Below are 14,321 nucleotides of genomic sequence, written 5' to 3'. Positions count from 1 at the left end.
CGGTAGAGCCGGCCGATGGCCGGCTGCCACGTTTCCAGGGTAGCCGGCCAACGGCCGGCACTACCGGCATCCGCTAGATCCACGCAACGCGTGGATGCGGCAATCACCGAAGGTCGACGAATCCGTTGTCCGCCAGCGGTGCCGGATCGTCCTGCACCGCCGACAGCACGAAGCTCAATGCCTTGCCCAGCAAGGTGCCCGGGCCATCCCAGTATTCGGCGCTATCGGCGCGCACGTGGATCAGGCGAAGGTTGGGGTCTTCCTTGCCGGCGGGGAAGAACAGCTTCATCGCCGGCGACCACAGCTCTTCGATCTTCGCGCGATCATCGACAACCCGCGCCCGCCCCGCCACAGACACATAGGTGTTCTTCGATGGCGAGGCATAGGCCACATTGACGCGCGGGTCGAGCGCGATCTCGGCCACCTTCGGGCTGTCGGCGGTGATCACGAACCACAGGTCACCGTCGAAGGCGACCTGCTGGGTGGCCAACGGCCGGCTGTAGAGTCGCCCGTCGACGCCGGTGGTGGTGAACATCGCCACCTCCACGTCCTTGATCAGTTCAGCCAGCTGGGCAATGTGTTCGGCGCGGGTCTCGGCCATGGTGGGGACTCCAGAAGTGGGGAGCCCCCATCAGACGCGGATCGGCCGCAACGGGCCGTGACGCGGTTGTTCAGCCCGCGTGGCGGCCATGCCAGGCGTTCATCGCCAGCTCGAAGGAACGCAGGCGCGCACGATGGTCATACAGGTTGGCAGTAAGCATCAGCTCGTCAGGCTTGTGCCGCTCAACGAAAGCGGCGATACCCTCGGCCACCTGCTGCGGATCGCCCAGCACGGTGCAGGCCAGGGCCCGTTCCACGCCGAACTTTTCGTGCGGCTCCCAGAAGGCTTCAATGTCGTCGATCGGCGGCGGGATCTTGCCCGGCCGGCCGCGGCGCAGGTTGACGAAACTCTGCTGCTGGCTGGTGAACAGGCGACGCGACTCGGCCTCGCTGTCGCTGGCAACAACGTTCAGGGCCAGCATCGCGTGCGGCTGCTTCAACGTGGCCGAGGGGCGGAATTCGCGGCGGTACACCGCCAGCGCTTCGTCCATCACGTCCGGCGCGAAATGCGAGGCGAATGCATACGGCAGGCCCATCGAGGCCGCCATGCGTGCGCCAAACAGGCTTGATCCGAGGATCCAGGTCGGCACCCGCAGGCCACCACCCGGAACGGCCTGCACCGCCTGTCCAGGCTGGACCGGCTCGAAGTAGTGCAGCAGCTCGCGCACGTCCTGCGGGAACTGGTCGGCGCTGTCGAAATAGCGGCGCAGTGCACGTGCGGTCGGCTGATCGGTGCCCGGCGCACGGCCCAGGCCAAGGTCGATGCGGTCCGGATACAGCGAGGCCAGCGTTCCGAACTGCTCGGCCACCTGCAGCGGGGCATGATTGGGCAACATGATGCCGCCCGCGCCGACCCGGATGCGTTGGGTGCCACCGGCAACATGACCGATCAGCACGGCGGTGGCGGCACTGGCGATGCCGGGCATGTTGTGGTGTTCGGCCAGCCAGTAGCGGCGGTAGCCCAGCGCATCGGCGTGCTGGGCCAGTTCCAGCATGTTAGCGAAGGCGGCGGTGGTGTCACTGCCCTCGCAGACCGGGGCCAGGTCAAGGATCGACAACGGGATCATCAGGCGCTTTTCCGTCACAGGATCACCTCTGCATGGGGGCGGCCGGGCGCAGCGGCCAGTGACGGTGGCGGGATGCTGATTCCCGTAGGGCGGGTTCAGCGCCCACCGCGCTTGGTCCGGTAGAGCCGGCCGCTGGCCGGCGGGCAACGTGCCCTGGCAGCCGGCCAGCGGCCGGCTCTACCGGGCAAGCGTCAGAACGCGCTGGGGCGCGGCTCGGGCAGTGGCTGGTCGACCATCGGCTTCAGCTCGGCATCCAGCGCCACGCGCTCATCGAACACGAAGCAGCGGCCTTCGTAGCCTTCGCCGCCCACCTCCTCGAAGTAGCCGAGGATGCCGCCATCGAGCTGCAGCACATTGTCCATGCCGTCATTGACCATCCACAGCGCGGCCTTCTCGCAGCGGATGCCGCCGGTGCAGAAACTGACCACGGTGCTGTCCCGCAGCGCATCGCGATGCGGCGCCAGCGCCTCGGGCAGGTCGGTGAACTTGCGGATGGGCAACACCAGCGCATCCTTGAAGGTGCCGTACTCCACTTCCTGCAGGTTGCGGGTATCGAGCATCACCACCGGCTTGCCGGCGTCATCATGCCCCTGCCGCAACCAACGCTGCACGGTGGCCGGATCAACCGCTGGTGCGCGCGGATAGTCCAGCGGCTGGCCGTCATCGCGGCGGAAGCTGATGATCTCGTCCTTCACCTTGGCCTTCAGCCGCGCGAACGGCTGATGCTTGCTCAGGCTGGTCTTGACCCGCATGTCGGCGAAACGCGCATCGGCATGCAGCGCTGCATAGAAGCCCTCAACCGCCTCCGGCGCCCCCGCCAGAAACAGGTTCAGTCCCTCGCCCGCCACCAGGATCGTGCCGCGCAGCTGCGCCGTCTCGGCAAGGACCAGCAGCTGGTCGCACAGGGCCTGGGGGGCGTCGATGACGGCGAAATGATAGGCAGCGGTATTGGCGATCATCCCGCCATTTTAGCGCCTCCCGCCCGCACAGACAGATTCAGGGGTCAGAGCCCTCTGCGCGGCAGAGGGATCCGACCCCGGCAGGTACCCAGAACTTGTCAGAGGCGGGGCGGTGTGGGCAGGCGGGACCGTTGGCGCCATGGGCCCGAGGCATGCCTCGGGCGGGTTGGGCAGGACGCCCAACCCCGGTCTTGCCGTGTGCGCAGGACAGCGCACACGAGCAAGGCGCCATCGAGCCCCCAGGGGCGAGGCGCTTTGCTTGCGAAGCACTGCTTCGCAAGCGCCCGAACGCACAGCCGCCAGCGGCTGGGCCGGACCGCGAAGCGGGGTCTACGGCGTGTCCCGCCTGCCCACACCGCCGCGCCATCCCACGGAAACCAGCTTTTGACGTTGCCGTTGCCTCTGCGGGTGCCGGGTGCAACCCGGCCGCGCCCCCTTACCCCCGCAACAGCACGAACGGCAGCAACACCAGTGCCGCCGCACCGGCCATCGCCAGCAGCACCAGCACCACATAGGCCGGCCGGCGCCGGAACAGGCTGCCGAATGTCTCCGCCGTCCCCTCGCGCAATGCCTGCTCGCGTTCAGCCCGCACGCGCACGCCGCGCGCCGCCTGGTACTCCGCCATCAGCGCCTTCGCACGCGGATGATCAGCGTCGTCGCGCAGCCACAGGCCACCATTGGAAATGCCCCACGGGCTGGGTTCGGTGCGATACCAGGCGATGCCGTGCTGATCGAGCAGCGTGCAGACATCGGCATATTCGTCGTCGCCGACATTGCGCAGATTGAGCAGGAGTTTTGCCATGGCCCCATGATACCCGGCGCCGATGCGCTACCCTTGCCGCCCTCGCCCCGCGCCCTTCTGGAGACGCCCGATGCGCCGCCTGCTGCTCCCCCTGCTGCTGTCCCTCGCCGCCGCTGGCTGCTCGACCGAACCATCCGGCCCGCCGCCCGGCGGCACGCTGACGACCTTCGAGCGGATCGATACCGTGCCCGGCACCGGCGCCGAAGCCATCGCCGGCAACAAGGTCACGGTGCACTACACCGGCTGGATCTACGACAACCGTACCGAAACCAAGCACGGCAAGACCTTTGACAGCTCCTTCAAGCACGGCGAGCCGTTCACCTTCGCGCTCGGCGCCGGCCAGGTCATCCGCGGCTGGGATGAGGGCGTGGCCGGCATGAAGGTCGGTGGCAAGCGTACGCTGATGATTCCGCCGGACTACGGTTACGGGGACCGCAAGGTCGGCCCGATTCCGGCGGGCTCGTCGCTGGTGTTCGACGTCGAGCTGCTCGATGTCAAACCGTAATGCTGCCATGCCCCATCGGGTGGTCGTCATTGGCGGCGGCCCGGCGGGCCTGTTCGCCGCCGAACACCTGCGTGCCGCTGGGCTGGAGGTCGACCTGTACGAGGCCAAGGGGTCGCCTGGCCGCAAGTTCCTGATCGCCGGCAAGGGCGGCCTCAACCTCACCCATTCCGATCCGCGGCCGTTGTTCGACAGCCGCTACCGCGAGCAGGCCGCTGTGGTCGGCAGCTGGCTGGACGGCTTCGACGCACAGGCACTGCGTGACTGGGCCAACGGCCTGGGCGTGGAAACCTATGTGGGCAGCTCCGGCCGCGTGTTCCCGGTCGACCGCAAGGCGGCGCCGCTGCTGCGCGGCTGGGTGCGCCGGTTGAAGGAACAGGGCGTGCGCCTGCACGCCAACCACCGTTGGATCGGCTGGAGCGACGACGGCGCCCTGCGCTTTGCCACCGATGCGGGCGAAGTCGATGTCCGCGCCAATGCCACCGTGCTGGCGATGGGCGGGGGCAGCTGGCCGCAGCTGGGCAGTGATGGCGCCTGGGTCGTGCCACTGCAGGCGCGTGGCGTGGACATCGCGCCGCTGCAGTCAGCCAACTGTGGCTTCGACGTGGACTGGACGCCGTTCTTTGCCCAGCGCAATGCCGGCGCACCATTGAAGCCGGTGATCGCGCACTGGATCGACCTGGCTGGACAACCGCGGTCGCTGCAGGGCGAGTGCGTGGCCAGCGAATATGGCATTGAAGGCAGTCTGGTCTACGCGTTGGCCGCCGACCTGCGCGAGACCATCAACCGCGATGGCCACGCAATGCTGTGGCTGGACCTGGTGCCCGGTCGCGACGAGGCGCGCCTGCTGGCCGACCTGTCACGTCCCCGCAAGGGCCGAAGCTTCGGCGAGCACCTGCGCCGCCAGGCGGGTCTGGATGCGGTGAAGGCCGCACTCGTGTTCGAGATTCTTGGCAGGGAGGCCGGCAACGACCTGCCGGCTGTGGCTGCCACGCTCAAGCGCCTGCCGCTGCGCCTGCTGCGCCCAAGGCCGATGGCCGAGGTGATCAGCACCGCCGGTGGCGTGCGCCTGGATGCGCTGGATGACGGCCTGATGCTGCGGGCCGTTCCCGGCGTGTTCTGCGCCGGTGAAATGCTGGACTGGGAAGCCCCCACCGGCGGCTACCTGCTGACCGCGTGCTACGCCAGTGGCCGGCGTGCCGCCGAGGGCGTGATCGGTTGGTTGGCGGAGCGGTGACGCCTGCGGGGTAGCGTCGAGCCCATGCTCGACGCCACATCACCACGGCCTGCGCATGCTCACCGAGGCCAACGCCACACCGCTGGGATGCGCATAGGCTTCCTCACGCACGCTGACAAAGCCCTGCCGTTGATAGAACGGCACGGCATTGAGCGACGCCGACAGCACCACCTCGCGCTCACGATCGGCCATTGCCAACAGGCGCTGCATCAGCGCCTGGCCGATCCCCTCGCCGCCACGATCGGGATTGACAAACAACGCGTCGACTTCATTGGCATCGACATCAAAGACGCCGAAGCCGAGCAGGCCACCCTGCCCGTCCTCGGCCACCACGCATCCGCCCTGCGACAACAGCCGCGCGTACTGCGACGGTGGCGGCGAGGCCGACCACGGTGCAATGACCTCGGGAGGGTAATGGCTGCTGCAGGTTTCGCGCACACAGCGCGTGCGCAGCGCCCACAGCGTGGCGACATCGTCGATGCTACCGGTCCTGAACTGCATGGCGCCTCCTTGTAGCGCCGAGCCCATGCTCGGCTGCCTTTCTGTAGAGTCAAGCCATGCTTGACTGCTTTTCAATCAGTCATCGCGAGGTCGGAACGAAGAACAGCCGAGCATGGGCTCGGCTCTACAACATCACGCTACCGCGACTTGCTGGCGCGCAGAGCCTGGATCTTCGGCGGCGGCTGGAACGAGTCGCTGCGCGCATCGGCCCAGAATGCATGGAACACCGCATGGTCGGGCACCGTGTGCAGCAGCTCGCCCGGTTCCAGGTAACGGTAAAGCGACGCCAGCGAACGGATTTCCACCGGCGACACGCGACGCAGGATGTGCTCCGGCCCCAGCTCGGCCGGATCGTTCAGGCCCGCCGCGCACAACAGTTCCTTCAAGGCATGCAGCGTGTGCTCGTGATAGCTGTATACACGGGTGGCCTTGTCCGGTGCATCCAGATGCTTCCAGCGCGCGGGGTCCTGGGTCGCGATGCCGGTCGGGCACTTGTCGGTGTGGCAGCTCAACGACTGGATGCAGCCCAGCGCGAACATGAAGCCTCGGCCGGCATTGCACCAGTCGGCACCCAGCGCGATGGTGCGCGCGATGTCGAACGCACTGGTGATCTTGCCAGCGGCACCGATGCGGATGCGCTCGCGCAGGTCCAGGCCGACCAGGGTGTTGTGCACCAGCAGCAGTGCTTCATGCATCGGCACGCCGACATGGTCGACGAATTCAGCCGGTGCCGCGCCGGTGCCTCCCTCGGCGCCATCGACCACGATGAAGTCCGGCAGCAGCCCGGTTTCCTGCATCGCCTTGGCGATGCCGAACCATTCCCAGGGGTGGCCGATGGCCAGCTTGAAACCGACCGGCTTGCCACCGGACAACTCGCGCAGCCGGGCCACGAACTGCAACAGTTCGACCGGCGTCGAGAATGCCGAGTGACGCGACGGCGATACGCAGTCCACCCCCATCGGAACACCACGGGTCACCGATATTTCGGCGGTCACCTTTGGTGCCGGCAGCACGCCGCCGTGGCCCGGCTTGGCACCCTGCGACAGCTTGATCTCGATCATCTTGACCTGGTCATCGGTAGCGTTGGCGACGAAGCGCTCTTCGCTGAAACCACCCTTCTCGTCACGGCAGCCGAAGTAGCCCGAGCCGATTTCCCAGACCAGATCGCCGCCCATCTCGCGGTGGTAGGGCGAAATCGAACCTTCGCCGGTGTCGTGGTAGAAGCCGCCGCGCCGCGCACCTTCGTTCAATGCGCGGATCGCGTTGGCCGAGAGCGAACCGAAGCTCATCGCCGAGATGTTGAACACGCTGGCCGAATAAGGCTTGGCGCAGTTCGGCCCAATCAGCACGCGGAAATCATGCTTGGCAATGGAGGTGGGAGCCAGCGAATGGTTGATCCACTCGTAATCCACCGCGTAGGTACTGCGCAGGGTACCGAAGGGCACCGTGTCCATTTCGTTCTTTGCGCGCTGGTAGATCAGCGCACGCTGCTGGCGCGAGAACGGCACGTCCTCCAGGTCGCTCTGCACGAAGTACTGGCGGATTTCCGGGCCGATTGATTCCAGGCCATAGCGGAAATGCGCCATCACCGGATAGTTGCGGCGCAGCGTGCTGCGCTTCTGCAGCAGATCCCAGGTCCCCAGCGCCACCATCGCGGCAGTCAGGCCGACGCCCCAGTACCAGGCCGGCCAGATCGTGGCCAACCACAGGCAGATGGGAAACATCAGGATGGCGAGCAGGTAGACGATATACCGGTGCATGGCGTTCCTTGGTTGCAACTGCCTGCGAGTCTACCGCGCCGGCCGTCACCGGCGTTTACAGGCGACCGTCAACCACATTGCGCGGCCAGGCCGATTTCACGTCGTAGACGATGCCGCCGGGTGCCAGCAGCGCCTGGATTGCGGCGTCATCCATGGCTTTGAATCGGGCATGGGCCACTGCCAGGACTACGGCGTCGTAACTCCCCGCCACCGGCTCGGCCAGCCAGTGCACGCCCGCGTCGGCCAATGCCGCCGGGCCGACCCACGGGTCGCTGACCTCCACCTGTGCGCCGGCATCACGCAGGCGCTGCGCCAGTTCCAGCGCGCGGCTGTTGCGCAGGTCCGGGCAATCCTCCTTGAAGGTCACGCCCAGCACCAGGATACGCGACTGCGCAGGTACGCGGCCACGTTCGGCCAGCATTGCCAGCACACGCGACGCCACATGCTCGCCGACGCGGTTGTTGACCTGCCGCGCGGTGTGGATCAGGTCCGGGTGGTAGCCCACGCTCTCGGACTTGTGCAGCAGGTAGTACGGGTCCACGCCGATGCAGTGGCCGCCGACCAGGCCCGGCCGGAATGGCAGGAAGTTCCACTTGCTGCCGGCGGCGTCGAGCACATCCTGGGTGTCGATGCCGAGCCGGTCGAAGATCAGCGCCAGCTCATTGACCAGCGCGATGTTGACGTCACGCTGGATGTTCTCCACCACCTTGGCCGCTTCGGCCACACGCATTGACGGCGCCGGGAAGGTGCCGGCGGCGATGATGCGCTGGTAGAGGCCATCAATCACCGCAGCCACTTCCGGTGTCGACCCCGAGGTGATCTTGCGGATATCGGCCAGGCGCCGCTGGCGGTCGCCGGGGCTGACCCGCTCCGGGCTGTAACCACAGTAGAAGTCTTCGTTGAAGCGCAGCCCGGAAAGCTGCTCCAGCAACGGCACGCAGACCTCTTCGGTGGTGCCGGGGTAGACCGTGGATTCGTAGATCACCAGGTCACCCGCACGCAGGTGGCTGGCGATCAGCCGCGTTGCCGAACGCAGCGGCTCCAGATCGGGCTGCTCATAGGCGTCGATCGGGGTCGGCACGGTAACGATGTAGACATTGCAGGCATCGAGCAATGCCGGATCGCTGCCGTACTGCAACTGCTGTGCACTGGCCAGCTCATCGGCCTCCATTTCCAGCGTATGGTCCTGGCCGTCGCGGAGCTCGGCGATGCGATCAGCATCGATGTCGAAGCCCAGCGTGGGCCAGTGCCGGCCGAAGGCCACCGCCAGCGGCAGGCCCACGTAGCCCAGCCCGATCACCGCGAAGCGCGGCGCCGCTGCTGCCGCAAGCGGCGCGCTCAACGCCGCATCCCATGCAACGGCTGAAATCGCATGCGTACTGCCATGGGCATGGCCGACCTACTCATTCGCTTTGCCACTCCGGGAAGATCCATGCCAGAAAGGCTACAGCCTAACGGCCCGGGTGCCCGGCCGCCAAGGTGGGGTCAGGAGCCCAGTGCGACCGCGGCCGGCTCCAGTTCACCATCGGCGCCGGTCCAGGCCTGCAGCAGGCGCTCGAAGCCACCGCAGCCAAGCACGAAGCCCGGCCATGAGGCGTCGACGATCTGTACCAGCAGTTCTGCCTCAATGCGCCGGGTCCCCATCGACCAGCGCGGGAATGCCCGCTGCGCCACCGGCGCGCGGCACAGCACCTTCAGTTGTCCATGGCTGCGCGCATTGGCGATGCGCTGGTACACCGAATCGATGCCATCCTCCGGGCCTTCCAGGTACTGCAGGAAACGGCTGCCATCGAACATCAGCACACCCGTGACACCGGCTACTCGGTTGAATGCGGTGGCATCGGCCAGCAGGCGGTCAAGATCGGTTGTCTGCAGGTCGGCGCGGGCCTCGCTGGCATAGGCAATCGCGTGCAGCGACATCGGGTGGCTCCCCCCTGGGAACGATGCTTTGGACTATGACATGAATGGGAGCGACAGTTAAGCACACCGCCGCTCCACTGCAATCCGGTCGGGATTCCGCAGCTGGGCTACAATCGGCGCCGCGCTGCAGGCCCGGATGGCGAAACTGGTAGACGCATCGGACTTAAAATCCGCCGGGGGCAACCCCATGCCGGTTCGATTCCGGCTCCGGGCACCATCGCACTTTTCACGACGAACGTCAGATCGCACGCGAGTAGCGCGGCTGCTCGCAGGCCGCACGCAGGTACGGGTCGAAGCACATCGCCAGCAGCCGCAGCAACGGCCGTCCAGGCTCGCTGGCGCGCACTACACCGTCACGGTACTCGGCCAGACCGTCCTCCTGCAGCCGCTGCACCGAACGCAGGTCTTCGGCGAAGTACTGCTCGAAATCCACGCCATGGCGCTGGCCCAGCACCGCACCGTCCACTTCGCCCTGGCACATCAGCTGCTGGATCAGTTCTGCGCGCAGCTGGTCGTCGGCGCTGAGCGCCACGCCGCGCCACACCGGCAACTGCCCCTGGTCCACGGCATCCTCCCATGACGGCAGGTCGCGCGGATTCTGGCTGTAGGTGGCACCGATGTGGCTGATCGCACTCACGCCCAGGCCGAGCAGATCGGTATCGGCGTGGGTGGTATAGCCCATGAAATTGCGATGCAGCTGCCCGGCGCGCTGCGCGCGTGACAGATCTTCTTCCGGCAGTGCGAAGTGATCCATGCCGATGTACTGGTAGCCCGCAGTGGAGAGCCTCTCCACCGCCAGGCCCAGCAGCGCCAGCTTGTCTTCCGGCGAAGGCAAGCGGCGTTCGTCGATCTGCTTCTGTGCGCGGAACAGATGCGGCAGGTGTGCGTAGCCGTACACCGCCAGGCGATCCGGGCGCAATGCCAGCACCCGTTCCAGGGTGCGGCCAAACCCTTCCAGGCTCTGTCCCGGCAGCCCATAGATCAGGTCGACGTTGACCGAACGCATGCCGCTGTCGCGGCAGGCCTGCAGGATGTCCAGCGTCTGCTGCACGCCCTGCACGCGGTTGATCGCTTCCTGTACCTGTGGGTCGAAATCCTGCACGCCCAGGCTGGCGCGGTTGAAGCCCAGCCGCGCCAGCATGGCGACATCGCGGGTATCGATGAAGCGCGGATCGAGTTCGATCGAGAAATCGCGCTGCGGTGAATCGCTGAAATCGAAGCGCCGGCGCAGCCCTTCCACCAGCGTGGTCATCGCCTCGGCCTCGAGGAAATTCGGCGTGCCACCGCCCAGGTGCAGCTGGATGACTTCACGGCCGTCCTCGAACTGCGGCGCCAGCAGGTCGGCCTCGGCCAGCACGCGCGCGACGTAGCTGTGGCCACGGCCGCGGTCGCGGGTGATCACCCGGTTGCAGCCGCAGTAGAAGCAGGGACTGGAGCAGAACGGTACATGCACGTACAGCGACAGCGCGCGGGCCAGCTGGTTGCTGTCGGCGATTGCCTGGCGCAGCGCCGGCGCATCGAAGCCATCGTGGAAGTGAGGCGCGGTCGGATACGAGGTGTAGCGCGGCCCCGGCCGGTCATGCCGGCGCAGCAGGTCGGGGTCGAAGGTCCAGGCAAGACCGCCGGCGGCGGGTGAGAACGTGTCCATGCCGCCAGCATCGCGCCGGGCGGACGCCACCGCCTTGACCCAGATCAATCGCGGGTGGGGATTTCCAGCACCGGCAGGCCGACCTGCGGCCAGCGCAGCATCTGGTAGCGCTTCCAGAAGGTGTCACCGATGCGCGCGGCCACGTCGTTGGCCAGCGCCTGCATGGGCGGGTTGCCGCACTCGGCGGTGGTGATCCGGAACAGCACCAGCCAGCGGTCGAACAGGTCCTTGTCCAGCTCGATGGCCATGTGCTTGGACATCGGCGAGCCCTTGAAGCGGCGCGTGCCGCGCAGCATTGCCGACCAGAAATCGACCAGCTGCGCCAGATGTTCCGGCCAGTCGTGGACGTGTGCCTCGAACACAGGCCCCAACCGCTCCTCCTCGCGCACGCGTGCATAGAAGTCGTGGACCAGGCGGGTCACTTCCTGCTCAGTGCACAGCCCGGGCGAGGCGACGGGCAGGACAGGCGGCGATATTGCGTTCATCGGGGTATCCAAAGCTTGCCGGCAGTGTGCCGTAGCCGGCCGGCACCGCCGTTGATCCAGATCAATGTCGGCGCAGTCCGCTGCACCTAGTCTGGCATTCCTGCAGGAAGCATGCCCTGCGGATGCTGCGCCAGCCTCGGCGGAGTATACGCGCCGCCCTCATTCCGACCCGGGACAGCATGAACAGACCCTCTCCCAGCCGCCGCCAGCAGCTGATCCAGCACTGGGGCGCCATCCTCTGGCCCAGCTTCATCGCTGCAGGCCTGGCCAGCGTGGTGTTCTTCGCCTTTGTCGACCCGCTGCGTCTGCAGGCGATCAGCTTTCCGGGTACGGCGATCAGCCGCGAACTGGGCTATACGGCAGGATTCTTCATGTTCTGGTCGGTGACCGCACTGTCCAGCGCGGTCACTTGGTACCTGCAGCGACCGATGCCAAGCGACGACGACGACGAGCTGCCGCTGGGATGAGTACGGCCTGCACCGGAATCCCACGCCGCTGGCATTGGCGCGCCGCACTCAGCATGCTCTTGCTGGCCTTGTTCTATGCCCTGCCATGGCTGCGCTGGAATGGGCGGCAGGCCCTGCTGCTGGACATCAACGCACGGCGCTTTGACCTGTTTGGCTGGACATTGTGGCCCGGCGATGTTGGCGTGCTGATAGGGTTGCTGGCGGTGCTGGCGGTGGGCCTCGCGCTGCTCACCCACCTCGTCGGCCGCATCTGGTGCGGCCACGCCTGCCCACAGACGCTATGGCGCCGCGCCTTCGACTGGATTGCGCGCGCCATGGCCCGGGCCTTGCCAGCGCCCGCCGTGCGCCCTGCCACCCAGGTGGCATGGGGGCTGCTGTCGCTGTGGACCGGCATCACGTTCGTCGGTCTGTTCAGCCCGATCGAAGAACTGGTGGCCGCCGCGCCGCATGCCGGCTGGAGCGGCTGGGAAACGTTCTGGGTGCTGTTCTATGCCGCCGCCACCTGGGGCAATGCCGGCTTCCTGCGCGAGCAGGTGTGCCGTTCGCTGTGCCCGTTCGCGCGCCTGCAGCCGCTGCTGACCGATCCGCATACACCCCGCATGTTGTACGACGCGCGCCGCGGCGAACCGCGCGGCATGCGTCCGTCGGGGCTGGGGGGCGTGCTCGGACGCGGCCGTGGCCTGCTCGACCCGACCACCGCACAGGACTACGTGTTCCGCGCTGCACATCCGCTGCTGGCCGGACCGATGCCCACCTTCAGCGCCGACCGCCTGGGCGACTGCACCGATTGCGCTGCCTGTGTCAGCGCCTGCCCGATGCAACTGGATATCCGCCAGGGACCTCAGGCCGATTGCCTGGCCTGCGGCGCCTGCCTGGAGGCCTGCTCGCGGCAGCAGCACCAGGCCGGTTTCGGCCCGGGGCTGGTGCGCTACTGCAGTCCGCAGGCCATGGCCGGGCAACCGCGGCAATGGTGGCGACCGCGGACCCTGGCACTGCTGTCGATACTGCTGGCGCTGTTGGCCTGCGGCGCCTGGCGCCTGCTTTGAATCAACAGATCAACGCGGCCCGTTGGCGTGCGGCGGCACCAGCTGCGCACGTCGGACGATGCCCAGCTGCTCGATGATCAGCGCCATTTCATTGGTGACTTCGGTACGCTCGGTCCCCTGCGGGACCAGGCGGTCCAGCACCTGCTGATAGGTATCCCAGAACGCCGGACCGCATCCGTGTTTGTGATAACTGGCTTCCAGTTCGCGGCGTACCCGTTCAGCCAAGCCATGCATGCCGTATTCCATACGACCTCCGTTGGACTTGTTCTGCATCGTTGACGGTCTACCGACTCACTTGCGAGCTACTGAAAGACTCCCGGGCTTCACGTCCGGTTGATCCCAATTAGTCATAGATTTCACGACAGGTCAATTACATACCGCGACTTTCGTGATCGAAATTATTAATCGTTCACGAAACCACATACGGGGACACGGGGTGCCCGGATGGGTCGGACCCGACACACTGCCCCGATTTCCCCGGTCCCGCCCTGGTAGGCGCCATTGATGGGCCAGCCCCGTTTCATCGAAGTTTCCAATGTTGCTAAGCATACTTAGCAAATGCCGCTTAGGGTGCTATATGCGACAAAAGGCGGCGCAGTTGAGGCTTACTCGCCCTGCGTATCCTCAGTCGCGGGGAACAGGTTGGGATAGCGCTGATGCAGGATGTATTGGCGTAGCGCAGGAATCGGGAAGTTCTTGGGCCATTGCGACACGGCAGATCGGCTTATGCCAAAAAAGCGCGCCAGTTCGGCATCGGTCCGGAAACCCAGCCGGGCGCGTACCTGCCCCTTGCTCCAGAATTCGGTCACGGTCGGTCCTTCTGTTAACCAGACTTATTCTTGGAACAAGGGAACTTTGCGATCCACGCGTTAAGCTGGCTTGCATAGATGAATACTCTCGGCCAACGACTCGCCATTGCCATGAAGAAAGCCGGGCACCCTCGCCCGGCCGATCTGGCCCGCGCCGCCGATTCGACGACGGCAACCATCAGCAACTGGCTCAACGACCATGTCAGCCCCGCCCATGTGAAGGCCGAACAGCTGTTCCGCATCGCCGATGCGGCCAAACTGGACGCGCGTGAACTGCTGTACGGCGTGAGCGGGCTTGGCGTCGGTGAGCGGGGCAATACCTATATCCCCAGCCAGGCCCACCTGGATGTCTGGCAGGACGCCTACGAACTGGTCAGCCATCTGGTGGAGGAGAAGGGATTGCAGATCGACCATCGCCGCCACGCGGCCCTGGACCTGCTGGCCTTCGAACTGCTGATGGACGGCTTCAGCCGCGGCAAGGTCATCCGGGTGCTGACGACCTCGATGACGTGAATGCA

17 protein-coding genes and 1 tRNA gene are annotated in these 14,321 nt (G+C 66.4%); 6 read left to right on the top strand and 12 right to left on the bottom strand.

Annotation, left to right across the window (positions count from 1 at the left end; genetic code table 11):
* Positions 1 to 103 precede the first annotated feature (103 nt).
* The 4 genes from ACEPA4_RS07485 to ACEPA4_RS07470 form a co-directional block, all read right to left on the bottom strand.
* Positions 104 to 601 (bottom strand): pyridoxamine 5'-phosphate oxidase family protein, encoded by a 498-nt coding sequence (locus tag ACEPA4_RS07485; RefSeq protein ID WP_005416015.1) that lies wholly within the window; start codon positions 599 to 601, stop codon positions 104 to 106.
* Positions 602 to 671: 70 nt separating this feature from the next.
* Positions 672 to 1,667 carry an LLM class flavin-dependent oxidoreductase gene (locus ACEPA4_RS07480; RefSeq protein ID WP_005416014.1) on the bottom strand — a complete coding sequence of 332 codons (996 nt, stop codon included), beginning with the start codon at positions 1,665 to 1,667 and terminating at the stop codon, positions 672 to 674.
* A 191-nt stretch (positions 1,668 to 1,858) separates the two neighbouring features.
* Positions 1,859 to 2,626: a sulfurtransferase gene (locus tag ACEPA4_RS07475; RefSeq protein ID WP_065185231.1), complete on the bottom strand. Its 768-nt coding sequence runs from the start codon at positions 2,624 to 2,626 to the stop codon at positions 1,859 to 1,861.
* Between the two features lie 436 nt (positions 2,627 to 3,062).
* Positions 3,063 to 3,428 carry a DUF6164 family protein gene (locus ACEPA4_RS07470; RefSeq protein WP_065179309.1) on the bottom strand — a complete coding sequence of 122 codons (366 nt, stop codon included), beginning with the start codon at positions 3,426 to 3,428 and terminating at the stop codon, positions 3,063 to 3,065.
* 70 nt (positions 3,429 to 3,498) lie between these two features.
* On the opposite strand from ACEPA4_RS07470, the gene ACEPA4_RS07465 reads away from it, so the two are divergent.
* Both ACEPA4_RS07465 and ACEPA4_RS07460 read left to right on the top strand, forming a co-directional pair.
* The gene (locus tag ACEPA4_RS07465; protein WP_065179310.1) at positions 3,499 to 3,933 is read left to right on the top strand and encodes an FKBP-type peptidyl-prolyl cis-trans isomerase; all 435 of its coding nucleotides are present in this window, start codon (positions 3,499 to 3,501) and stop codon (positions 3,931 to 3,933) included.
* The gene (locus ACEPA4_RS07460; RefSeq protein WP_065185232.1) at positions 3,920 to 5,167 is read left to right on the top strand and encodes a TIGR03862 family flavoprotein; all 1,248 of its coding nucleotides are present in this window, start codon (positions 3,920 to 3,922) and stop codon (positions 5,165 to 5,167) included. The genes ACEPA4_RS07465 and ACEPA4_RS07460 overlap by 14 nt, the downstream gene beginning before the upstream one ends.
* Before the next feature lie 39 nt (positions 5,168 to 5,206).
* On the opposite strand, the gene ACEPA4_RS07455 is transcribed toward ACEPA4_RS07460, so the two are convergent.
* The 4 genes from ACEPA4_RS07455 to ACEPA4_RS07440 all read right to left on the bottom strand — a co-directional run bounded on the left by ACEPA4_RS07455 (position 5,207) and on the right by ACEPA4_RS07440 (position 9,348).
* Positions 5,207 to 5,668 (bottom strand): GNAT family N-acetyltransferase, encoded by a 462-nt coding sequence (locus tag ACEPA4_RS07455; protein WP_053500365.1) that lies wholly within the window; start codon positions 5,666 to 5,668, stop codon positions 5,207 to 5,209.
* A 137-nt stretch (positions 5,669 to 5,805) separates the two neighbouring features.
* Positions 5,806 to 7,428 (bottom strand): FMN-binding glutamate synthase family protein, encoded by a 1,623-nt coding sequence (locus ACEPA4_RS07450; RefSeq protein ID WP_065179312.1) that lies wholly within the window; start codon positions 7,426 to 7,428, stop codon positions 5,806 to 5,808.
* 55 nt (positions 7,429 to 7,483) lie between these two features.
* Positions 7,484 to 8,770, bottom strand: a complete 1,287-nt coding sequence (locus ACEPA4_RS07445) for a nucleotide sugar dehydrogenase (protein ID WP_005416007.1) — start codon at positions 8,768 to 8,770, stop codon at positions 7,484 to 7,486.
* 143 nt (positions 8,771 to 8,913) lie between these two features.
* The gene (locus ACEPA4_RS07440) at positions 8,914 to 9,348 is read right to left on the bottom strand and encodes a BLUF domain-containing protein (protein WP_005416006.1); all 435 of its coding nucleotides are present in this window, start codon (positions 9,346 to 9,348) and stop codon (positions 8,914 to 8,916) included.
* 130 nt (positions 9,349 to 9,478) lie between these two features.
* Here ACEPA4_RS07440 and ACEPA4_RS07435 point away from each other — a divergent pair.
* Positions 9,479 to 9,565, top strand: a tRNA-Leu gene (locus ACEPA4_RS07435).
* Positions 9,566 to 9,586: 21 nt separating this feature from the next.
* Here ACEPA4_RS07435 and hemN read toward each other — a convergent pair.
* Positions 9,587 to 10,996 (bottom strand): oxygen-independent coproporphyrinogen III oxidase, encoded by a 1,410-nt coding sequence (gene hemN / locus ACEPA4_RS07430; RefSeq protein WP_053500383.1) that lies wholly within the window; start codon positions 10,994 to 10,996, stop codon positions 9,587 to 9,589.
* Positions 10,997 to 11,040: 44 nt separating this feature from the next.
* Entirely contained in the window at positions 11,041 to 11,481 is a 441-nt protein-coding gene (locus ACEPA4_RS07425) for a group III truncated hemoglobin (protein ID WP_032954077.1), read from the bottom strand.
* Positions 11,482 to 11,660: 179 nt separating this feature from the next.
* On the opposite strand from ACEPA4_RS07425, the gene ACEPA4_RS07420 reads away from it, so the two are divergent.
* Both ACEPA4_RS07420 and ACEPA4_RS07415 read left to right on the top strand, forming a co-directional pair.
* Positions 11,661 to 11,948 carry a hypothetical protein gene (locus ACEPA4_RS07420; RefSeq protein WP_014036651.1) on the top strand — a complete coding sequence of 96 codons (288 nt, stop codon included), beginning with the start codon at positions 11,661 to 11,663 and terminating at the stop codon, positions 11,946 to 11,948.
* Entirely contained in the window at positions 11,945 to 12,994 is a 1,050-nt protein-coding gene (locus ACEPA4_RS07415; RefSeq protein WP_065179313.1) for a 4Fe-4S dicluster domain-containing protein, read from the top strand. The genes ACEPA4_RS07420 and ACEPA4_RS07415 overlap by 4 nt, the downstream gene beginning before the upstream one ends.
* A gap of 9 nt (positions 12,995 to 13,003) precedes the next feature.
* Here the strand turns inward: ACEPA4_RS07415 and ACEPA4_RS07410 are convergent, their stop codons facing one another.
* A complete protein-coding gene (locus tag ACEPA4_RS07410) occupies positions 13,004 to 13,240 on the bottom strand; it encodes a hypothetical protein (RefSeq protein ID WP_005416001.1) in 237 nt (78 codons plus the stop codon).
* Positions 13,241 to 13,599: 359 nt separating this feature from the next.
* Positions 13,600 to 13,803: a hypothetical protein gene (locus tag ACEPA4_RS07405; protein WP_005416000.1), complete on the bottom strand. Its 204-nt coding sequence runs from the start codon at positions 13,801 to 13,803 to the stop codon at positions 13,600 to 13,602.
* A gap of 111 nt (positions 13,804 to 13,914) precedes the next feature.
* Between ACEPA4_RS07405 and ACEPA4_RS07400 the strand changes: the two genes are divergently transcribed.
* Positions 13,915 to 14,316, top strand: coding sequence for a helix-turn-helix transcriptional regulator (locus ACEPA4_RS07400; protein ID WP_139728086.1), 402 nt, complete (start codon positions 13,915 to 13,917; stop codon positions 14,314 to 14,316).
* The last annotated feature ends 5 nt before the right edge of the window (positions 14,317 to 14,321 follow it).

Origin of the sequence: Stenotrophomonas sp. P2112 (assembly GCF_041897515.1) — a bacterium.
Lineage (GTDB): Bacteria > Pseudomonadota > Gammaproteobacteria > Xanthomonadales > Xanthomonadaceae > Stenotrophomonas > Stenotrophomonas sepilia.
Note: the sequence above shows the minus strand (reverse complement) of the source record. Positions and strands in the feature narration are given on the sequence as shown.